Below are 19,120 nucleotides of genomic sequence, written 5' to 3' on the forward strand. Positions count from 1 at the left end.
GATGATTGTGTCGTCGGCGGCGGCGATTAATCAGGTGGGGTATCGATCGCGGCCAGTTGTTCGTCCGGCACCATCGGGCCGGGGGAGTTGAAAGGGGCGACAACGCCACAGATTGGCACCGCGGAGGCGAAAGCGTCCGGGTATTCGACGATCATTTTTAGGCTCATGTAGCCGCCGTTGCTGCAACCCACCACATGGATGCGGTCGCGGTCCACGTTGTGGGTTGCGCATACCTCCTCAATCACTTCCCAGATGCGAGGTGCGTTTGCAGGTCCATCTTCCAGCCACATCGACGTGGATCTCTTCGACCACGTAGGCGCCGTCGAAGAGATCCTGGGCCTCGTTTGTTGTGAATCCGAGGGGCCCGCGGTTGGCGCGGAGCGGGGATTCGTTGTCGTAGTAGTTATATCCGCCCGTCAGCAGGCCGCCTTCGCCTCCGCCGTGCAGCCACACAATGAGCGGACGGCTTGGGACCGTCCCCGGTTCCGGGGGGTGAAAAGACGATAGTTGGTGCCCGAGCGCGCTGATACGTGGTGGGTGAAGGCATCAACTTCGGGGCTCCGGAGTGCGCCCTGGATGAAAGACTCGATTCCCCGTGCGCCCTTTCCGTGCTGGGGGAGCGGCTGGACCTGCGTGATGGTGTATTCAAGGTCAAGCATGACGTTGCGGAGGGCATCCTCGATGAAATCCAAGGTGGCATCGCCCAAGACACCCTCACCATGCTTGAGGTCGAGGATGATCCGGCCCCGGCTGTCAATGCGCGCCGCAGTTACGGGACGGTCCAAGTCATAAGCCACCCTGCCTGTGAGCGGGGAGGCAAACGCTTCGTCGATTCGGTGTTTCCCCCACGAAAAGGCTGGACGGCAGAAGTTGTGCTAAAAGTCTTCCTCATACCAGCCAGCCCATGCCGATGATGTAAGCGTGACCCTGCTGCGTGAGAGTTCCTTCTCCCAGGCCGCGAAGTCCAGGGTCTGCTGATCGAACAAGAGGGCAAGGAATTTTGGCAGGTCCAACAATGGCTCGCTTCCTTTCAAGTTAGGGCTCCTACGGAAAGCGGTGTTGGAGTAGGTGGATTTCGGATGGTAAGTACCGGTACCGGGGATAGCAGGCGGGCCCATGGTTAAAAGCGGATTACAGCGCGTCCACGAATGTCCCTGTTCAGGAGCAGGTGGAGTGCGTCTGCTGTCTGTTCGAACGGAAACTCGGTGAATTCGACGCGGATGGTTCCTTCGGCGATCTTGGGTAACAGTTGCGCTGTCACTTCCTTGGCGCGTGCTTGCCTGCTTATCAGACTCAGAGGCGAGATGGTGACGTCCGTGACTAACCAGTTTGGTAGATCAATAGTAAATTTCGCGCCAGCTGTGTATCCCACGCAAATTGCCTTTCCTCCGGGCTTGACGCACTTGATTCGTTGGCTCAGGCCGGAACCGCCGATGGTGTCCACGAGCAGGTCGGCAGGTCGTTCTGCCGCGAGAAGGGCGAACGCTGCCGCATCATCAGCTGCGATCCCACGAACCCCTGCGGGCAGGTGCGCCAGACGTGAGGACCGCGAGACGAGTGCGATAACATTTGCTCCCGCTTCAAGCGCGAGCTGGACGGCCATTGAGCCCACTGCGCCGGTAGCGCCAGAAACGATGACCGTCTGTCCTTTCGCGAGGCCGCCGAGGTCGTACAAGGCGATGTAAGCAGTCGCAGTCGGGACAAAGAAGGTCGCCGCAACGCTCGGATCTACGCGAATCCTGAGTGGAGTCAGCGCAGCATCAGGAACTGCGGCCTTCTCGCGCCAGGTGCCGTCGCGGTCCACACCTATCGTTCCGTCACGGAGAATCACTTGAGTTCCCGGTTCGAACGTGTCCGATTCAAGCACGGTGCCTGATCCCTCCACGCCTGGGACGTAGGGCAGTGGCGGTTGCAGGGTGAACTCTCCGCTTGCCACAGTGATGTCAAGGTGGCCTACCGCCGCAGCATCAATTTGGACGAGAGTCTCGCCGGGAAGTCGCCGTGGTTCGGCAACATCACTAATGAGTGGGGGAGTGTTCCACTCGTGAATCAGGGCGGCGCGCATGATGGAGCCTCTCAAGCTAAAAGTAAGGGTTCTCATAGCCTGCACCTTCCGGCTGAAGGATTGGACGCTTCGGTTCAGTGATCGGACCGCAGCCGGATGACTGCCATTATTTGCCTTTGAGCGGTTATCCGCGTCACAAAGTGTCCGGCCCAGCTGTATGGTCCGCTGAGCGAACCTCTGTGTTGAGTTCCCCCGGGGTTGAGGAGGACCTTGATTCGTATGCCCCGCTCAGGTCGGTGCCGGGCTGGCCCAACAAAGGAATTAAACCCATGCAGAGACGTCACCGTTGGATGCCAAAGATGCTCTTTGGCGTTCTTGCCATATTCATGCTTGCCGGGTGCGCCAGTAGTGCGGATGGGGCTGGTACTGGCACATCCGGATCGAATAACCAAGTTACTATCGGCGTAGGTGCCGATGCCACCTACGGGCTGTTTTTCGTGGCTGACGCCCAGGGCCTCTTCAAGGAGGCAGGCCTGAACGTCAAGATCAGGAAATTCGCCGCCGGCGGCGATGCCATCCAAGCAATTGCCGGGAAAGAGGTCCAGCTCGCGGGCTCCAGTCCGACGACACTTCTTACGGTTGCAGCAGAAAACCCCGATTTGCGCGCCCCCTTTGTGTATATGGAGTCGGGGTCCTACACCAAGGTGGTGGCGCGGCCGACCATCAAGGCGGCCGCTGATATCAAAACCTTTGGCGTGGTTCCAGGGTTGAGTACTTTTCTCGCCCACACTTATTTGAAATCCGAGGGCATAGATCCCGCGAGCGTTAAGTTCGTTTCCAGTGACCCGGCGACCCTTCCCAGTCTGGCTCAGAAAGGCGACGTGGACGCGTTCGTGCTCTGGGAGCCCTGGCCTAGTCGAGGAGTGGCGCTGGGACTGACAGTCCTACAGGACACCGGATCCTTCGATCAGCCAATCATGCAGGTCCTGGCAGGCAACCAGGAGTGGATTGACCAGAACGCAAGCCAAGTGGCGACGATTGCGAAGGTCCTGCAACAGGCTTCCGATTTTGTCCAGAGTGACCCTGAGAAGGCCTCTGCGGCTATTGCTAAAGCCACTGGGGGCGATCAAAACCAGAGCGCAAAGGATATGGCGCTTGTGAACTACGGCGCCCGGGCCTACGAAGAGTCAGATTACAGCGCAATAGCACAGCAGGCAGAGTTCTTCGTCAAGGCCGGAACCCTGAAACAGGCGCCAGCGCTTAAGACGATCTTCATCCCGTCTTGGTATTCGGAAAATGTGAAGTGATTGAGGTCAGTATGATGCTTAAAACAGAACCCATGCCGACGAAGGCAGGAGCGGCCCTTGCCGCCGAAGGAGTCCAAATAGGCTTCGGAGACTTCCTGGTGGTTGACGGTGTTGATTTTGCGGCGGGGCCGGGCGAGTTTATCTGCCTTCTCGGTCCAAGTGGATGCGGGAAGTCGACGCTCATTACCGCGGTTGCCGGTTTTGAAAAGATCAAGGGCGGTTCGCTCCTCATTGACGGCGAACCAGTTCATGGCCCAAGCCCTGAAACCGGCATGGTCTTTCAGGGGACCGAGGCCCTATTCGATTGGCTGACCGTCCGGCAAAATATAGAGTACGGTGCCAAGATGCGGGGCGTGAGTTCTTCGGAACGACGTCGAATATCAGATCGGCACCTCGAGTTGGTCGGTTTGACGGGGGCAGCAAATAAATTTCCCTCCCAGCTTTCCGGAGGGATGCGCCAAAGAGCGCAGATCGCCCGCGTCCTCGCCAACGAACCACGGGTGGTCCTCATGGATGAACCCTTCGGCGCCTTGGACGCCCAGACGCGCCACATAATGCAGACCGAATTGGACCGTATATGGCAAAAAAGCGGCTGCACCATAGTCTTTGTCACCCACGATATTGACGAGGCAATTTTGCTCGCCGATCGGATCCTGGTTATGACTGCGGGACCGAAAGCGCGAATTAAGTCGAGCTACGAGGTAGATCTTCCCCGCCCTAGGGACGAGACCTCCGCAGGGGCCATCGAGTTGCACAAGAAACTGCGCTCTGATATCGGCGAAGAAGTGCGAACAGCCCTCCGTAACCAGGGGCTCGCTAAGGAGAATTCATGACACAGGTACAGGCGGCCCGACGAACTACGCCGGCCACACGCCCAGGGGCGCGGTACGCTTCTCCATTTCGTAAGGCTGCAGTCCCTTGTATGTCTATCTTGGCTGGGTTGGTCATTTGGCAGCTTTTGTCTCTGCAGTTCGGGCCCGCTCTGGTTGCGTCCCCTGGGCAGACTGCAGAAGCGGCTTTGGGACTCATCAATGATGGGTCGCTCTGGGAGGCTATCACCGCTTCAAGCTACCGGATTATCCTCGGATGGTTGCTTGGTGTCACCGTTGGCGCCCCACTGGGGCTGCTTATGGGGCGCGTGAGAATAATCCGCGAATTCGCTGAGCCTTATATCGAGTTCTTCCGCTTTATTCCGCCGATCGCCTTCGTGACGCTTGCGGTCGTTTGGTTCGGGCTCGGCGACATGTCTCAGATTGTCCTGATTTTTTATACTTCAGTATTTGTTGTGGTTATTAATACAATGGCTGGCGCAGTAGCAACGGATGAGACGAAACTCCGGGCGGCATCGAGTTTGGGTGCTAGCCGTTTCCAGACGCTCTATTCCATTGTCCTTCCGTCCGCTGTTCCCCATATCGTTACCGGCGCACGTCTGGCGCTGGGAAACAGCTTCCTGACAATCGTGTCTGCAGAGATGGTTGCTGCCGATCAAGGGCTCGGAGTCCTGATATGGACCTCCCGCAACTATGGACGCATCGATTGGACATTTGTCGGCATCATCACTCTTGGAATCATGGGATTCTTCTTCGACCGTGCCCTGCGGTTGCTGGTAAATCCTCTCGCTAAGTACAAGGCGAAGATCTAACAACTCTGCCATGTGGTTGTGTTTGCTGTAGATCAAGTCAGTCAGCGCTGCGGGGCGGGCATTCCGTAACATCCAAGTAGTCCCGCTTCCGCGCGCTGATTCAATCGCGCAGTGTGTCAGTGCGCAATTAACCGAACCTCTATCTGCCTGCCAAAAATGCTGGCTGGCATCGAAAAAGGCACGCAGGGCGTGCAGTGACAAAGGAGTCAGTATGACGATCGAAACCCAGGCGACTGCAGCAGCTTCGGGGGCTGGAGCAACCGCGCGCTTCAGAGAAAATAAGAAGTTCGCGGCCGACGCAAGCCAGAAACGCGTCGCTACTCTCGCAGGACGCGTCATCAAAGCGATCAACGAAACCGTGGCCGAGGAAAAGGTGAGCTACGACGAGTACAACGCACTCAAGGCTTGGCTCATCCAGGTTGGAGAAGACGGCGAGTGGCCGCTGTTCCTGGATGTCTGGGTCGAGCATTCCGTGGAGGAAGTAGCCAACGCCAATCGCCGCGGCTCGAAGGGCACTATCGAGGGCCCTTACTACATTCCCAACGCACCGGCCCAGCGCACACCGGCAACCCTTCCGATGCGAGAAGACGAGCCGGGCACGGCGCTGCTGTTTCAGGGACAGGTCCGCAATACGGCCGGCGAACCGCTCCTCGGTGCCCTGATCGAATTGTGGCATGCCGATGACCGCGGCTTCTACTCACAGTTCGCCCCCGGCCTGCCGGAATGGAACCTCCGCGGCTCCATCGTTGCGGATGAACAGGGCAACTTTCAGATCAACACTGTTCAGCCGGCGCCCTACCAGATTCCCACCGACGGCGCCTGCGGAGCACTCATTTCAGCAGCGGGCTGGCATGCGTGGCGCCCAGCCCACCTCCACGTAAAGGTTTCGGCGCCAGGACACCAGCTCATCACCACACAGCTGTACTTCCAAGGTGATCAACATGTTGATGACGACATCGCTGCGGCCGTAAAGCCCGAACTGATCCTTGTGCCCACGGAACGCGCTGGAGGAAACGGCCGCGAAGTGACCTACAACTTCATCCTCGACCCCGAGGACTGAAAGACAGGGGACGACCAAAACGCTCCTGACAAGGTGAAGCCTCCGATTGCTCGCGAGGCTTCACCTTGTCGTACCCGCGGAACGGGGCTTCTCTGGTCTCCGCGAAAGTGGTTTCCCCAAGACGCCGATCCCGTGGCGGACCCGTTTTCGCCTGCCGGGTCTAGACCCGTTGCCTGACGAAAGGCTTCCCGAACTATGAAGATCGCATCCATCGAGGCGATACCCTACTCAATCCCGTACCTCCAACCGCTGCACTTCGCATCCGGTTCCGTGCACGAGGCAGACCATGTCCTGATCCGGCTGCGCACGGACGACGGGGCAGTGGGCACCGCGGACACCCCGCCGCGCCCCTACACGTATGGTGAGACGCAAAAATCCATCGTTGCCATCGTGGAAGATGTTTTTGCCCCCCAGCTGGTCGGCGTGGACATTTTCGACCGTGAAAAGATCCAGGCCATCCTTCACCGGACGGTGCACAACCAGACAGCCAAGGGCGCCGTCGATATCGCAGTCTGGGACGCCATCGGCAAAACCCTTGGACATCCAGTGACGAAACTCCTGGGCGGCTACTCCGACTCGTTGCGGGTCTCGCACATGCTCGGCTTCAAACCGGCGGAGGAGCTGCTGGCATTGGCCCTGGAATTCCGTGGCACATATGGCATCAATACGTTCAAGCTCAAGACCGGACGCCACCCGCTGCACCTTGACATCGAAGCCGCCCGGGCCCTGCGGGAAGGGCTCGGCGCGGACGCCGAGCTCTACATGGACGCCAACCGTGGCTGGTCCGCCAACGAGGCGGCAGAGGTATTGCGGCGCACGGCCGATCTGGGCCTGCAGTTCCTCGAGGAACCCGACGACGCCCGCGAGGTACTGGGCCGCCGTCGCCTTGTGGAAAATGCTCCCATTCCCATCGCTGCCGATGAATCCGCTGCCAACCTCGGTGAAGCAGCGCGGGAAATCCTGACCGGCGGCGCAAACCTCCTGGCAGTGAAGACAGCCCGGTCCGGGTTTACGGAGGCAGCCAAGATCGTTGGGATGGCTGAGGGCATGGGTATCGATGTCTACATTGGCAACCAGATCGACACCCAAGTGGGTACGGTCGCGTCCGTTGCCTTCGGCGCAGCCTTCGCGCATACGGCAAAGCGCGCAGCAGAACTGTCCAACTACCTGGACATGTCCGACGATCTTCTGGCCGAGCCGTTGGCCATCACCGGCGGACGCATCCGCGTTCCTGAGGAACCGGGCGTAGGCACTGCCATTGACGAGGACAAGCTGGACCATTACCGCACTGACCGCTAACCATTGGGAGGACACCATGAAGTACCTGGTCCACATGGACGTCAAACTGCCCGAGAACCTGGCGCCGGCCGAAGCCGCCGAAGTCAAGGCCCGGGAAAAGGCCTATTCCCAGGATCTGCAGCGCACCGGCAAGTGGCCGGAAATCTGGCGCGTAGTGGGGGAGTACGCCAACTACTCCATCTTCGACGTCGATTCGAACGATGAACTCCACGAGGTCCTGCAAAATCTTCCGCTGTTCCCCTATATGGACATCACGGTGGTGCCGCTCGCAAAGCACCCCTCGGACGTCAAATAGGCCGGAGCCTACCCACATCAGTCAGGTTAGGCCTGGCCGAAGTGAGGCAGCCAGATCACCCCGAAAGCGGATTTCCTTTTCCGGTAGAGCAGCGGCTGGTGCTCCCTCAGTTATCTGTGTGCCGACCAGAGCTCGGCAGCAGCCACATACCCCGACTCTTGCCGGATGGTCGCTCCCCGCTCGTCGTCGCCGGGTGCGGTAAACCTTCACACAACTGTCTGTTGCATGCCTTGGACGCCCTGCCGAGTTGGAGAAACCATCTAAACCCGTGGTTCCCCCATAGAGATCCGGGACCGCTCCGTCGCCTACTGCACATACAAGCGAATGGGATTCGCCCTGATAGAGGGGCCGCACTTTGGCGGATTCGGTCCCGGAGACGGAAACCAGGGTGCCCTTGGCACCACCGGGGAGAACGACGGCACGAAGCATCCACTACTTCCTCGTGAAGGCGGGCAACATTGGCGCCTCTGTGCGTGATCTGCGTCTGGGCTTTGACAGGGCCCTGGAATGGTGATGGGCCCTGTTCTGACGCTCTTTGGGTCCGGATCTAACACCACGTGGAGGGGAGCTGGCCGAACCGACAATTAATACAGCGCGGGAGAACCCGATGCAGCCGGGGTCCCCCATTGTTTTTGCTTTTACTACAGCTGCTCATCGTTGACCCCGGCCGGTACCGGTTCATTACCCACGTGATTGCTTGACGAGTTTCCTAACGGACTGTTTTGCCTGCGTTTTGGGAGCCCTCCCGGTGCTGCTGCTGGGCCCATCCACGTCCACAGTTTCAGGCCGGCGTGAGAAGGGGGCGTAGCCCGTGCCCGGGGAACCTTTACCCGTTCCAAGTGAGGCCTTCGTAGAGGCTCATAATGGAACGCCGCGAGTCTCGCCGCCGGATGCGGGTTCTTTCCTCAAGAGCTATAGGAGCCTGCACTGGGGTTCTGCCCTGGCTCGTTCAAGGCGGCCTGGACAGCTTCGATGATCTCGGGGGAATCCGGTGCCACAGCGGAGGCAAAACGTGCCGCGACGGCCCCGTCGCGAGTGACCAGAAACTTCTCAAAGTTCCATTGCACCTGCTCCGGGATTCCAGTGGACCGGAATTTTGTCAGCTCAGCATAGAGCGGGTGCTGATTCCCGCCATGGACATCGGCCTTGGTGGTCAGCGGAAACGTCACACCGAAGTTGCGTTCGCAGAATTCGGCGATTTCGGTGTCGGCGGCCGGTTCCTGCCCGGCAAACTGGTTACAAGGAACTCCAAGGACAGTGAAGCCCTGCTCCCGGAACTTGTTGTGCAGCGCCTCCATCCCGGCGTACTGCGGGGTGAAACCACACCGGGAGGCGACGTTTACCACCAGCACCACCTCGCCCTTGAAGCGGCCGAAATCAGTGGCCGATCCGTCGATGAGGGTCAGGGGAATGGAGTGCAGAGCGGTCATGGTGCTTCCTCGCAAATCGTTCGTCTGAAAGTGGAGTGAAGGTCTGTGGCCACCACGTCCACATGGCGTTGAGCAGCTCCGGCAACCCGCGCGTGGGAAGGAGCGGGGTGTGGGCAGGCAAGCATTCGTTTACCAGGAGCACGATGACCCCGAAACCTGCCCGGCACTAGCGACTGCCTTGACTCTAAGGTCTAGTGGAAAGCCGCCGTATTGGTGCGGACGGGGCCTGTGCTTGTCGGTTCACTGCCTTTAGGGCAACTGGATAGAGTAATCGCTAGGGGCGCGCCCGCCGATCTTATCCGTTAGCCGGACTGCGCAATCAAGGGTGCGCGATACGATTTCCCGGAAGCGTTCCCTGGTGGCGCCAGGTCCGAATCCGCTCACCACGATTTCGAAGGCCACGCATTGGTCTTGTCCAAAGACTGGTACCTGGATCAGGGTTGCATGGGCTGCAGGTTCGGGGTGCCGGCAGTATTCCTCATAGGCGGACACGAGGGAATCCCAAACGGGCGAAAGCGTGCCCCAGTCGCCTTTAGCTGACGAAAAGGCTGCGCTGAATTGCTCACTTCTCGTATGTCCAAAGGAAATTGCATAGCCGTTTTTCCGCACGAGCGTCAGGATTTCCTCGATCAGCGCCGCATCTACCCGCCCTCTCAGATGTCGGGAGCCTTCGGTCCACGTGCGGTGCAGTGCGGGCGTCGACCAGGCCGCGAAGCCGGGATCGATTGGAGCGACGAAGGGAAAGTAAGTGCCGACGTACGGTGATCGGCTATCAGATGCCGTCAGCACGACCACAGTGTCCTGAACTACCGTTGAGATGGAGCACTCCAGTCCCAAGCTGTGAGATAACTCCTCAACCTCATCCCCGAGGCTTGTCGCGAGGCGCAACTGGCCGCCCAGGTTGTCGAGGTTGAAATCCTGCCGGGGGATCGTGAATGAACCATACCCGCCGTTGAGGAAGACCAATGGCAGTCCACCTGTTCGAGGACCCAGCCCGAAGTCCGTTACCTCGCCAAGAACCATCACGTGGTCACCGGCAGGGTGGATGTTGTGGACGGTGGCGTCAAACCAGGCAACAGCGTCCTTCAGCCTGGGGATGCCGCCCTCGTCGAATTCCCACCCCTCGCCGGCAAAACGGTCATTGGGTGCCGCGCGGAAAAATGCGCGGCACAGCTCTTCATGTCCGGCCCCGAGGACCGACGCGCGGAAGCGACCAGCACTCTCAATTTTGGCATAGGTAAATGAGGTTTTTTGAGGCAGGAAACCGACCAGTGGAGGATCTACGGAGACCGACGTAAACGTCCCGACAATCATCCCGACTGGTTGTCCGGCCTCATCGACCGTTGTGATGATCGTGACGCCGGTGGGGTACTTTCCGAGAACCTGACGCCACTGTGACTTCCGCTCCGGGTGATCCCTTGGAGGAGTATCTGTCCGCTCTTTCTGGCTGCGCATTCTGACTGTCCTTCTTTGTTCAGGCTTAATAGAGTTCGATGACAAGCTTGTCCGACAGTGCGCGGGAGACGCAGAGCGCAATGTCCTTCCCCGCCGCTTTATCCGCCTCGGAAAGACAGTGGTCGCGGTGGTCGGGAACTCCTTCCAGCAGCCCGGATACGCACGATCCGCAGACACCTTCTTCGCACGACTTGAAAACTTCGATCCCGTTTTCCTCAAGGACAGACAGAATCGAACGATCCGCCGGTATTTCAAAGGACTCACCAGTATCGAGTTGGACATCGAAGGCCCGGTTGCTCGAAGTTTCAGTCTCCTCAGCAGCGAAGTGTTCGATGTGGACGTGGTCGGTGCCGACCACCGGAGTGAAGGTTTCGGCCACCTTGGCCATGAAGCCGGTGGGGCCACACGTGTACACGTGGCTGGATCCCGTGAGGCCTTCCCCTATAGAGGACAGCGTTGCAGGAAGCTGCGTGCGCGGAGTGCCGAGGTGAATCGTGACTCGGTCACGGAACTCCGCACGGTTCTCCAGGAAGTCTGCGAATGCAAGCTGGTCCCTTGACCGTGCAAAGTAGTGGAGGGCAAACTCTTCGCCGCGGCTGTGCAACTCATAGGACATGCTGAGTAGGGGAGTGACGCCGATGCCCCCTGCAACGAGCAGGTGGCGGTCAGCGTTGGGGGCGATCGAGAGCAGATTCCGGGGCTTGCCAATCCTGAGGTGATCGCCTACCCGAAGTTGGTGCAGCGCCTCGGACCCGCCTCGCGAAGCTGACTCGCGCTTGATGGCGATCATGATTGAAGAGGAGTCGCGAGGGTCGGAGGCCAGCGAGTATTGGCGCACAATCCCGGTCGGGCCGGCGACGTCGACATGGGCCCCGGCTTCAAAGGCCGTAAAGGGAGCCCCGTTGAGCTTTTTCAACCGCAGTGAGCGGATCTCCTCCGCTTCGTGGAGGATCTCCGCGACCTCAACCACCAGTACGTCCCTCATAGGAGGAATCCGGCAGCCGGCACCACGTCCCCGGCGTCGATAAGGCGGATGGCTTTGCGGACGATGCGGTCATCAACGGGAGTCTGGCCCAGCCGGATAACGTAGTCGACATCGGCGGCCCACAGGTCATAGTTGCCCCGCTTGTGTGCCACCAGCACCTGGCCGGCGCGAAGGGAAACGATATCTTCGCTTACCTCCCCGGGGACGAACCTCGACACCGTACGAACTGTCCGCGCCGAGTCCACTGCTGAAATCGCATAACCCTCCACCAGACGCTGCACACGGAGAGCTCGCATGCGGGCATCGTCATAAACCATGTTGAGGTTGTTGTCGAAATCATCAGTCTCTGAATCCACGGGGATGACGTAGATGCCTTCGTCGGCGTACAGCTCGTTCCAGGTGATGTAATCCTTGCGGTCAAGCAGGTCGGCTTCGCGCCAAATCAGCTGGATCGCCCGTACGACCCGGGCGTCGTCGATTGGGGTGTTAAGCGGGGTTGAAATTGTTACGGCTTCAGTCATTGCTCATCATCTTCTTCCACATCTGGTAGGCGGCTCGCATGCCGGTTTCGTCGGTGCTGTGTGAGGTGGGCCAGCCTTCGGAAGTGCTGACCTCACGGTTCAGCCCTCGGTTGACCAAGATCGGCATCTCCGGAGATGCTTGCGCTCCTCGCTGCACACGGTCCCAGCCCTCCGCATCATCGGGGGTACCGAAGCCAAACGGGCCCTGGAAATGTTCGTGGACGCGCAGCCGTTCACGACTCACCGGACCGGCGATTTCAGGTGGCGCGTCAGGGCCGATGGCAAGGTGTTCGATGATCGTCTCGTTCGCGCTGATTGGCCGCAGCACGCGGAAAAACGCGGAAGAGAGCCCGATGTTGGGAAAGAGAACGAGGTTCGAACCTGTGCCGTGCATGGCGTGTACTTGTTTTCGAATCTGACCGTCGTCAACGCCGGCCGCTTTCAGTTCGGCGACCAGGTCGTCAAAGCGCGGTTGGAGCGGTTCGGTCCCGTCATCAGCGCTCAGATCCATGTGCTCGGGCACCATGTGCATGACGGAGTGGCCATTTCCCAGGTCGTGGCATGTCGATGCGGGGTCGGTCATGAAACTGAGCATGTTGGCTGTTTCCGCGTCAACCGTGGCCATCCAGGATCGGTGCACGATGGGGAAATGGTATCCGTCGCTCGTGTTCTCCAGCTGGATCTTCCAGTTGCCGCTGTATTTGAAGCGGTGGGTTCCAATGACCTTGATCGGGTAGTCGCCGCCCTGTTGCAGGAAGCGGTCTATCCAGACCTTGGCGTCGCCGAGGAACTCCTCGAGGGGCTCTGCTTCGGCATTGAATGTCGCAAAGATGATGCCGCGGTAGCTCTCGGTACGGAGCTTCTGCAGGCTCATCTCCTCCTTCCTGATAACTCCCTCGTATCCCTCGGGGTATGGGATGCCACGAAGCTTTCCGTCAAGGCCGTAAGACCAGGCGTGGTAGGGACAGGTGAATCCATTGGACTTTCCTGTGCGCTGTTCGCAGAGGCTGGCGCCACGGTGGCGGCACCGGTTGACCAAAGTGTTGAAGGTCCCCTTGCGGTCCCGGGTGACGATGACCGGGTTCCGGCCGACGTAAGTCGATTTGAAGCTGCCGGGACTGGGAAGCTCGCTCTCATGCGCGACCCAGATCCAAGTCTTCTCGAAGATGTTTTTCATCTCGAGTTCAAAGATTTCCGGGTCGGTATAGACCCGTGCGGCCACACGGTCAGCCTGGACAAGGTCTGCTGGATGTACGTCATGAATGTTCTCAGAGGTGAATTCAATGGTCATGGTCTTAGTGCTCCAGTGTTGATGGGTGGTGGGCAACAGGATTTGATGTCACAGGAATCCGGGAGTGGTCGCCTGCAAACCCAGTAGTACGGCGCCTGCGTCGTCGTACATGTGCTGGCTGAGTGATGCGTGCAGCTGCGGGACTTGGGCATCCATCCGTATCGGGTGCAGTGGATGCGAGTTGTTGATGACTGCAGCGCCGGAGACCTTCGCTACGTCGTGCACCACCTGGCTCGCGGTATCGGACACGTTGACGGCGCTAAGCCGGATGCGGGCCTTCTGATCGTCGGTCACTTCCTGCCCTTTGCTCACCGTTTCCCACACTTCCTCCGCCACATCAAGGAGGTAGGAACGTGCCGATTGGAGAGCAACGAATGCCTTAGCGAACTCGACGCGATAGTAGGCGCGTTCCCCTACCGGGGGGGCCCCTGTGATTCCCCGGTATGAGCCCGCAGACTGTGCGTAATCAAGAGCACCCTGGGCGACTCCGAGACCAATGGCCGCATGGCATTGAGCCTGGTATCCGATTAACGGGTAATGGAAAAGCGGCTCGTCAATGAGTGACTCGCCCCCGCGGATGAAGGTCCATTCCAGGGGAATCTCAAGGTCTTCGACGACGGTGTCAAACGAGCCGGAGGCACGCATTCCGCTCACGTCCCAGTCCTGAACGATTTTGACTTTGTCGGCGGGAAGCACCGCAGCTCGAGGTTTGCCCCCCGCGGAATCGTCAAGCAGCCCTACGCTGATGTAGTCCGCAGCCATGGATCCGCTGGCAAATTTCCAGCGACCAGTGGCCCGGAAACCTGCAGGAGTGCGTTCAGCCTTCTGCATGGGGAACAGGCCGCCGGTGAAGACAACGTCAGGGCCGTTCTTGTAGATTTCGGCCTGCGTTTCGAGCGGAAGGGCCCCGCAATAGGTGTTGCTCGACGCAAACGCCACGACCCAGGCAGTAGAGCCGTCAATCCGGCCTATGCGTTCGATGCTCCTCAGGAAGTCCGCAGGAGGCATAACGACCCCGCCGAATTGTATTGGAGTCGCGGCGCGGTAGAGCCCCAGCGGAAAAAACTTCTCGATGAAATCGCGTGGCACGTAGCCAAGAACGTGGAATTCCTGACGACGCTCTGCGAGCTCTGCAAGAACCGCAACCCACATCTCCTCCTTCGACGATGTACGCATGCTGTCCATGGTGGTCCTCCTCGTTCGCAATCTGATAACCCCATGGTTAGGCATCAGGGCCGGGCAAGCGCAGGGGTTGGACCGCTGAGCGAACCGCTGGCTCGTGCAGTAAACAGATTTGCGATGGCATAGGTCTATGGCTGATCCGCGATCTCATATGACCCTCACTTGCTACAACGACACTTACGGCTACGGGTGGAAACATGTTGACCTTTTCGTGCGGGAGGCAGGCGGCCTCGAACTGAACTGGGTTCACTGGGGGGTGCCGGCTGACGGTCCCGATGCTGCGGACGACGTGACAGCAACCGTTGAGCCCACCCTCCTACGGACCTCGGAGTGGCGTCACCGGAAGAGCGCCAATGGCATGGACTACTGGGAAGCGGACGCAGCCTGGGGTGACGAGTGAACCTGCTGCAGCCGTGGTCCCTTCGAGAATTCGTGGCGGACTTGGCGGCGCACCGTACAAGTCCCGAAGAAGGAATGCAACGGGCACTGAACCGCATCCGTGAGACTGACTCCGCCGTGCAGGCTTGGGTCGATCTAGTGCCGACTCCCGCAATTACCGGAGACGGGCCGCTCCGAGGTGTCCCCATGGGGGTGAAAGACATTATCGATCTCGCAGGCATGCCCACCCGCTGCGGCTCAGTCCTGCGCACAACGGCCAAGCCGGCACTGAAGGACGCAGCGATCGTCGAAGCCTGGCGGTCAGCAGGGGCCATCCCGATGGGCAAGACGGTAACTACCGAGTTTGCCTATTTTCAGCCCGGCCCCACCCGGAATCCGGCCAATCTCGATCACACACCAGGGGGATCCTCCAGCGGCTCTGCAGCGGCGGTGGCTGCAGGCCAGGTACCGATCGCAATCGGATCACAAACCGCCGGATCGGTCACCCGACCCGCGTCATACTGCGGCGTGGCCTCACTGGTGATGAAAAATGGGCAGTTTCCACTCACCGGCGTGGTCGGTCTCAGCTCGAGCCTGGATGCACATGGCATATTCGCCGCCACTGCGTCCGACCTTGCACTGGCGTGGTCGGCCCTCAGCGGGCAGCCAGATCTGCCGGGGAAAATGATGGCACCACGGATTGCCTTCTGGACCGCCGACCCGCTAGGGGTGGTCACCGATGAGATGAATACAGCCATGTCCGCCGCGTGCGCTTCGTTCTCCGACAATGGAGCACAGCTCCACCCCTTTCCGGATGAGGCGCTGATCGCCGAGCTGACGGCCGCCCACAGGGTTGTCATGGCTTATGAAGCTTCGCGGGAACGCGCCGCGGAACTTGAACACATCGACCAGCTCAGTGAACCCCTTGCTACCCTCCTCACGACCGGATCCTCGATGCCCGAGGCAGATTACATGGAAGCAAGACGATTGGTGACCGACGCGCGCCGGATCGTTGACCGTGTACTTGGGCAGTACGATGCCATTATCGGTCCCGCCGCCCCTGGGTCTGCGCCGCTCGGAACCAACGTCACCGGCGATCCCGTCCTGAGCCGCGCTTGGCAGGCTTTGGGGTTGGCTGCCGTCGCCGTCCCGGGCCTCCGCAACGCCAGCGGCCTTCCCTTGGGATTCCAGGTTGTTGCCGCAACCGAAATCCAGGCGCTGCTCGCAGCGGCATGGGCCGAGCAGCACCTTTAGGCCCATCCTTTACGGACAAACCTGGCGCCATCGCTGCGAACCCCTTCACCACCAATACGACATCATGTCGAACTCCGTCTGCCTTCGGCCCTGCAGCAACGCCAGGGCGGCGGCTCTGCCGTCGACAGCCAGCGCACTGCCATTAAGGGCGCCGGAATCAGGGCGTCCGTCCGCGGCCGGAACACCTCGCCGTCGTCGCCGGGAAGGTTGGAGAAGGCTACCCGATCTCTGGATCAAGCTGCCTTCACCTTCGACGGAACCAGGAGTATCTGGGGCTACTGAGCTGTGCCCGCGCCTTTGGCGGCTTTTCGCCCGGCTCCGGTACAGGCGATGATGGTTATGCGCCTACTTGGACGTGCTCGTTGCTTTGGTTCGTTCCCGCAGGCTTCATAAGCACGGACGTGCCAGGGTAGCTCGTGGCGAAGAACTCCGGAAGGTCGACGATCGCGACGTTCTCTGTGCGGGTTCGGGCAATCTTCCACGCGCCGTCGACCTTGCGGAAAGCGTTGTTGAGTCGACTGCTGCGGATCAAAGACTTTCCGTCTGCGAAGAGCCACGGCTGAAAGTGGATCCACTGCCCGTCGGCCTCGTCACCGTGAACGTGGATCTGCTCCGAGGTCAAAAAATGCGCGTTCAGCATAAGTTTCGGGTCCTGGTCGCTTGCCCAGAACCGGTTCAGATGAGCGCGCAGCTCTTCCTTCCCAACGCAACGGCCGAACTGTTTTTCGTAGTATTCGCCTACCCCCTCCCACACCGCATCCTCGGTGTACAGGTCGAGTATTAGTTCGATACGCTGCTGATCGCTTTCCACGCCGAACTCGGGACATGGCGTGTCGCAGAGGAACATGTAGCGGGCCTGTATCCGGCGGATTTCCGCTTCAGCCTCAAGGCTCTCGATGCGCTTGACGAGGATGTCGATCATGGTGCCTTTTTTATCCATGCCACAACTCTCCCTGCTCATGTGTGCCGAGCTGAAGTGCTTGGTCCGCTAGCCGGATTAGCCTCTGATTTTATTCGCCTAACAGTTAGAGGAAGTTTTTCATGGGCTGAGGCCCGACGCCATGGTCGAACGTCCGCAGAAGACCTGCCCTGATATCGCTCGACGTTGTCCACAGGGCACGCAACAAATCCTGCTCGTCACGACGCTCAAGAGGCACAGTGACAGAGATTGCGGCAACTACCTGCTCCGAATCCGGGTAGACAATCGGAACTGCCAGCGCCTTGGCCCCCCGGAAGCATGTAGATCGCTCTTCCGCATAGCGACGCGTCCGAATCCCCGCCAATATAGCGGTAGCCTCAGCTTGGTTGCGCGCACCGAGTGCCGCCAGACCGGCGGTGTCAAGCTGATCTATCCTGTCAGGATGCGAGTGCGCCAGGAAGATACGACCTGACGCGGTCAGATGAAACGGCACACGATCCCCTACGGAATTGATGACCACGACTTCGTTCCGTCCGGCAATCCGGTCGAGATACACACACTCCCCACCCTCAGGGACCGCCAGGTGCACGATTCCACGAGTCGCAACCCGGAGATCCTGCATTGCCGGCCGCGCTACATCGCGGAGGATCGCTGGGCCGGGAACCAGCCGGCCCAATTCGAACACTTGCAAACCCAATTGGTAGCCGCCAAGAGTCCGAGTGAGATAGCCGAGTTCCACCAGTTCCGTAGCAAGGCGGTGCGCGCTGGCTTTAGAGACGCCTGAACGGCGGCTAAGGTCGGTTAACCCCAGCGTAGAAACACCCTGCCTAAACGCGCTCAGCAACAGATGCGCCTTGGAGAGTACAGAGTCGGGCTGAGTGTCGTCCGGTTGTCCCGGTGCCTGGACGTTTGGCTGCACGGTACTCACTTGCATTCTCCTAATCCATTGTTAGGCAGCGGTTCGGAGCCGCTATCCAGATTGTCCATTATTTAACCACGGATCCCCCGTGAGCGGTTCGGTGAGCGGACCACTCGCTGGGTAGAGCAGTGAGAGCAGGGTGATGCTTGACAGCAAACATCGCTGAAGGGAAACCCATGTCCGAAGTAACGCTCCGCTACGGGTACGCCGAGACACCACTCGGTCAGTTGCATTACGCCGAGGCCGGTGAAGGTGAAGCTGTGATCCTGCTTCACCAGACGCCGCGCTCTCTTGATGAGTTCCGGGAGGTGCACCCGCTGCTGGCGGCAAAACGCAGGGTAATAGCGATGGACATGTACGGATTCGGCATGTCCGCCAAACCCGCGCCCGGCTGCCCTCAAACCATTGAGCAATATGCCGCCGGCGTGATCGCACTCGCGGACGCCCTTCAATTGAAGCGCTTCGCTCTAGTCGGTCATCACACAGGCATGTTTGTGGCCTCCGAGGTCGCTGCCGCCTCGCCTGACCGCGTCTCCGCGTCAGTCCTATCAGCCGGGGCCTTCGCCGATTCGTCTTTTCGCACAACCCGCCAAATGAGCGAAAGCACGTCCACCAGCAAAGGGGTAGACGTGGTCACCCGGCAGGAGGACGGTGAGCATCTCAAACAACTGTGGGCGAAGCGCTACTCCTTCTACCCGGAGGGCCAGCCCGGCCTCCTCGATCGCTTCATCAGGGATGCGCTGGCGCCCGGCGTCGACCCAGCCGAGGGCCACCGTGCTTGCGCACGCTATGTCATGGAAAACCGCGTTGGGCTCGTCACCGCTCCAATCCTGTTGCTCGCCCCCACAGAAGACCCCGTCTCTTACCCGCACACCTCCAAGATCGCGGCCGCCTATTCGAATTCAAAGTCTGTTCAGGTCGTGGAAGTTGAAGGTGGCCGCATCCCCCTCATGGAGCAAAAGAGCGCCGAAGTGGTTGCCGTGATCGAGCAATTCCTCGATTCTTTAGCCCTTTGACCCAACCAGGGAAATTTCCCCAAGATGCCGAAGGTCCGCCCATGACCTCCAAGTGCCAGCCATGAAGAGGGCCGGCGATGCGAGAAGAAGCCGGCCAACCACGTCGAACGGTCTTTTGGGAGCACAAGTCCTACATCTTCCGTAGTGCAGATGTAGGACTAT

21 protein-coding genes are annotated in these 19,120 nt (G+C 59.7%); 10 read left to right on the forward strand and 11 right to left on the reverse strand.

Annotated elements, in window-relative coordinates:
• Positions 1-26 precede the first annotated feature (26 nt).
• Positions 27-245 (reverse strand): prolyl oligopeptidase family serine peptidase, encoded by a 219-nt coding sequence (locus tag ACZ9BC_RS01485; RefSeq protein ID WP_476244419.1) that lies wholly within the window; start codon positions 243-245, stop codon positions 27-29.
• Positions 238-453 carry a hypothetical protein gene (locus ACZ9BC_RS01490; RefSeq protein WP_476244420.1) on the reverse strand — a complete coding sequence of 72 codons (216 nt, stop codon included), beginning with the start codon at positions 451-453 and terminating at the stop codon, positions 238-240. The genes ACZ9BC_RS01485 and ACZ9BC_RS01490 overlap by 8 nt, the downstream gene beginning before the upstream one ends.
• 80 nt (positions 454-533) lie before the next feature.
• Between ACZ9BC_RS01490 and ACZ9BC_RS01495 the strand changes: the two genes are divergently transcribed.
• Positions 534-914: a hypothetical protein gene (locus ACZ9BC_RS01495; protein ID WP_476244421.1), complete on the forward strand. Its 381-nt coding sequence runs from the start codon at positions 534-536 to the stop codon at positions 912-914.
• Positions 915-1,120: 206 nt separating this feature from the next.
• Here ACZ9BC_RS01495 and ACZ9BC_RS01500 read toward each other — a convergent pair whose 3' ends face one another.
• Positions 1,121-2,101, reverse strand: a complete 981-nt coding sequence (locus ACZ9BC_RS01500; protein ID WP_476244422.1) for a quinone oxidoreductase family protein — start codon at positions 2,099-2,101, stop codon at positions 1,121-1,123.
• Between the two features lie 233 nt (positions 2,102-2,334).
• Here ACZ9BC_RS01500 and ACZ9BC_RS01505 point away from each other — a divergent pair, with 233 nt between their 5' ends.
• The 6 genes from ACZ9BC_RS01505 to catC all read left to right on the forward strand — a co-directional run bounded on the left by ACZ9BC_RS01505 (position 2,335) and on the right by catC (position 7,608).
• Entirely contained in the window at positions 2,335-3,312 is a 978-nt protein-coding gene (locus tag ACZ9BC_RS01505) for an ABC transporter substrate-binding protein (RefSeq protein ID WP_377204716.1), read from the forward strand.
• Between the two features lie 32 nt (positions 3,313-3,344).
• Complete coding sequence (locus ACZ9BC_RS01510; RefSeq protein ID WP_476244423.1) at positions 3,345-4,145, forward strand: ABC transporter ATP-binding protein; 801 nt, start codon at positions 3,345-3,347, stop codon at positions 4,143-4,145.
• 89 nt (positions 4,146-4,234) lie between these two features.
• Positions 4,235-4,954: an ABC transporter permease gene (locus ACZ9BC_RS01515; protein WP_377204714.1), complete on the forward strand. Its 720-nt coding sequence runs from the start codon at positions 4,235-4,237 to the stop codon at positions 4,952-4,954.
• A gap of 211 nt (positions 4,955-5,165) precedes the next feature.
• Complete coding sequence (catA, locus tag ACZ9BC_RS01520) at positions 5,166-6,014, forward strand: catechol 1,2-dioxygenase (RefSeq protein WP_476244424.1); 849 nt, start codon at positions 5,166-5,168, stop codon at positions 6,012-6,014.
• Positions 6,015-6,209: 195 nt separating this feature from the next.
• Complete coding sequence (locus ACZ9BC_RS01525; RefSeq protein WP_476244425.1) at positions 6,210-7,313, forward strand: mandelate racemase/muconate lactonizing enzyme family protein; 1,104 nt, start codon at positions 6,210-6,212, stop codon at positions 7,311-7,313.
• 16 nt (positions 7,314-7,329) lie between these two features.
• Positions 7,330-7,608, forward strand: a complete 279-nt coding sequence (catC, locus tag ACZ9BC_RS01530; protein WP_142061347.1) for a muconolactone Delta-isomerase — start codon at positions 7,330-7,332, stop codon at positions 7,606-7,608.
• Between the two features lie 905 nt (positions 7,609-8,513).
• Here catC and ACZ9BC_RS01535 read toward each other — a convergent pair.
• From ACZ9BC_RS01535 to ACZ9BC_RS01560, 6 genes are all read right to left on the reverse strand, one after another.
• Positions 8,514-9,038 carry a glutathione peroxidase gene (locus ACZ9BC_RS01535; protein WP_476244426.1) on the reverse strand — a complete coding sequence of 175 codons (525 nt, stop codon included), beginning with the start codon at positions 9,036-9,038 and terminating at the stop codon, positions 8,514-8,516.
• A gap of 249 nt (positions 9,039-9,287) precedes the next feature.
• Positions 9,288-10,493, reverse strand: a complete 1,206-nt coding sequence (locus tag ACZ9BC_RS01540) for a flavin reductase (protein WP_476244427.1) — start codon at positions 10,491-10,493, stop codon at positions 9,288-9,290.
• A gap of 25 nt (positions 10,494-10,518) precedes the next feature.
• Positions 10,519-11,478 carry a PDR/VanB family oxidoreductase gene (locus ACZ9BC_RS01545; protein ID WP_377204710.1) on the reverse strand — a complete coding sequence of 320 codons (960 nt, stop codon included), beginning with the start codon at positions 11,476-11,478 and terminating at the stop codon, positions 10,519-10,521.
• Positions 11,475-11,999 (reverse strand): aromatic-ring-hydroxylating dioxygenase subunit beta, encoded by a 525-nt coding sequence (locus ACZ9BC_RS01550; protein ID WP_142061215.1) that lies wholly within the window; start codon positions 11,997-11,999, stop codon positions 11,475-11,477. Before ACZ9BC_RS01550 ends, ACZ9BC_RS01545 begins: the two co-directional genes overlap by 4 nt.
• On the reverse strand, positions 11,992-13,290 hold the full coding sequence (locus tag ACZ9BC_RS01555) for an aromatic ring-hydroxylating oxygenase subunit alpha (protein ID WP_476244428.1): 1,299 nt from the start codon (positions 13,288-13,290) through the stop codon (positions 11,992-11,994). Before ACZ9BC_RS01555 ends, ACZ9BC_RS01550 begins: the two co-directional genes overlap by 8 nt.
• A gap of 48 nt (positions 13,291-13,338) precedes the next feature.
• A complete protein-coding gene (locus ACZ9BC_RS01560; RefSeq protein WP_476244429.1) occupies positions 13,339-14,475 on the reverse strand; it encodes an acyl-CoA dehydrogenase family protein in 1,137 nt (378 codons plus the stop codon).
• A 127-nt stretch (positions 14,476-14,602) separates the two neighbouring features.
• Here ACZ9BC_RS01560 and ACZ9BC_RS01565 point away from each other — a divergent pair, with 127 nt between their 5' ends.
• Entirely contained in the window at positions 14,603-14,872 is a 270-nt protein-coding gene (locus ACZ9BC_RS01565) for a hypothetical protein (protein WP_476244430.1), read from the forward strand.
• Between the two features lie 74 nt (positions 14,873-14,946).
• Complete coding sequence (locus ACZ9BC_RS01570) at positions 14,947-16,104, forward strand: amidase (protein WP_476244431.1); 1,158 nt, start codon at positions 14,947-14,949, stop codon at positions 16,102-16,104.
• A 337-nt stretch (positions 16,105-16,441) separates the two neighbouring features.
• On the opposite strand, the gene ACZ9BC_RS01575 is transcribed toward ACZ9BC_RS01570, so the two are convergent.
• Together ACZ9BC_RS01575 and ACZ9BC_RS01580 are read right to left on the reverse strand one after the other, a co-directional pair.
• Entirely contained in the window at positions 16,442-17,044 is a 603-nt protein-coding gene (locus tag ACZ9BC_RS01575; protein ID WP_476244432.1) for a nuclear transport factor 2 family protein, read from the reverse strand.
• Positions 17,045-17,129: 85 nt separating this feature from the next.
• Complete coding sequence (locus ACZ9BC_RS01580; protein ID WP_377204704.1) at positions 17,130-17,951, reverse strand: IclR family transcriptional regulator; 822 nt, start codon at positions 17,949-17,951, stop codon at positions 17,130-17,132.
• Positions 17,952-18,118: 167 nt separating this feature from the next.
• Here ACZ9BC_RS01580 and ACZ9BC_RS01585 point away from each other — a divergent pair, with 167 nt between their 5' ends.
• Positions 18,119-18,958, forward strand: a complete 840-nt coding sequence (locus ACZ9BC_RS01585) for an alpha/beta fold hydrolase (RefSeq protein WP_377204703.1) — start codon at positions 18,119-18,121, stop codon at positions 18,956-18,958.
• Positions 18,959-19,120: the final 162 nt, after the last annotated feature.

It is taken from the genome of Pseudarthrobacter sp. TE3704 (assembly GCF_056279405.1).

Bases quoted from the DNA above. Each gene is read 5' to 3' on its own strand.
- ACZ9BC_RS01555 (WP_476244428.1), bottom strand. From the start codon at position 13,290: ATGACCATTGAATTCACCTCTGAGAACATTCATGACGTACATCCAGCA.
- ACZ9BC_RS01560 (WP_476244429.1), bottom strand. From the start codon at position 14,475: ATGGACAGCATGCGTACATCGTCGAAGGAGGAGATGTGGGTTGCGGTT.
- ACZ9BC_RS01535 (WP_476244426.1), bottom strand. From the start codon at position 9,038: ATGACCGCTCTGCACTCCATTCCCCTGACCCTCATCGACGGATCGGCC.
- ACZ9BC_RS01550 (WP_142061215.1), bottom strand. From the start codon at position 11,999: ATGACTGAAGCCGTAACAATTTCAACCCCGCTTAACACCCCAATCGAC.
- ACZ9BC_RS01505 (WP_377204716.1), top strand. From the start codon at position 2,335: ATGCAGAGACGTCACCGTTGGATGCCAAAGATGCTCTTTGGCGTTCTT.
- catA (WP_476244424.1), top strand. From the start codon at position 5,166: ATGACGATCGAAACCCAGGCGACTGCAGCAGCTTCGGGGGCTGGAGCA.
- ACZ9BC_RS01585 (WP_377204703.1), top strand. From the start codon at position 18,119: ATGTCCGAAGTAACGCTCCGCTACGGGTACGCCGAGACACCACTCGGT.
- catC (WP_142061347.1), top strand. From the start codon at position 7,330: ATGAAGTACCTGGTCCACATGGACGTCAAACTGCCCGAGAACCTGGCG.
- ACZ9BC_RS01540 (WP_476244427.1), bottom strand. From the start codon at position 10,493: ATGCGCAGCCAGAAAGAGCGGACAGATACTCCTCCAAGGGATCACCCG.
- ACZ9BC_RS01500 (WP_476244422.1), bottom strand. From the start codon at position 2,101: ATGAGAACCCTTACTTTTAGCTTGAGAGGCTCCATCATGCGCGCCGCC.
- ACZ9BC_RS01525 (WP_476244425.1), top strand. From the start codon at position 6,210: ATGAAGATCGCATCCATCGAGGCGATACCCTACTCAATCCCGTACCTC.
- ACZ9BC_RS01545 (WP_377204710.1), bottom strand. From the start codon at position 11,478: ATGAGGGACGTACTGGTGGTTGAGGTCGCGGAGATCCTCCACGAAGCG.
- ACZ9BC_RS01510 (WP_476244423.1), top strand. From the start codon at position 3,345: ATGCCGACGAAGGCAGGAGCGGCCCTTGCCGCCGAAGGAGTCCAAATA.
- ACZ9BC_RS01575 (WP_476244432.1), bottom strand. From the start codon at position 17,044: ATGGATAAAAAAGGCACCATGATCGACATCCTCGTCAAGCGCATCGAG.
- ACZ9BC_RS01565 (WP_476244430.1), top strand. From the start codon at position 14,603: ATGGCTGATCCGCGATCTCATATGACCCTCACTTGCTACAACGACACT.
- ACZ9BC_RS01515 (WP_377204714.1), top strand. From the start codon at position 4,235: ATGTCTATCTTGGCTGGGTTGGTCATTTGGCAGCTTTTGTCTCTGCAG.
- ACZ9BC_RS01570 (WP_476244431.1), top strand. From the start codon at position 14,947: ATGCAACGGGCACTGAACCGCATCCGTGAGACTGACTCCGCCGTGCAG.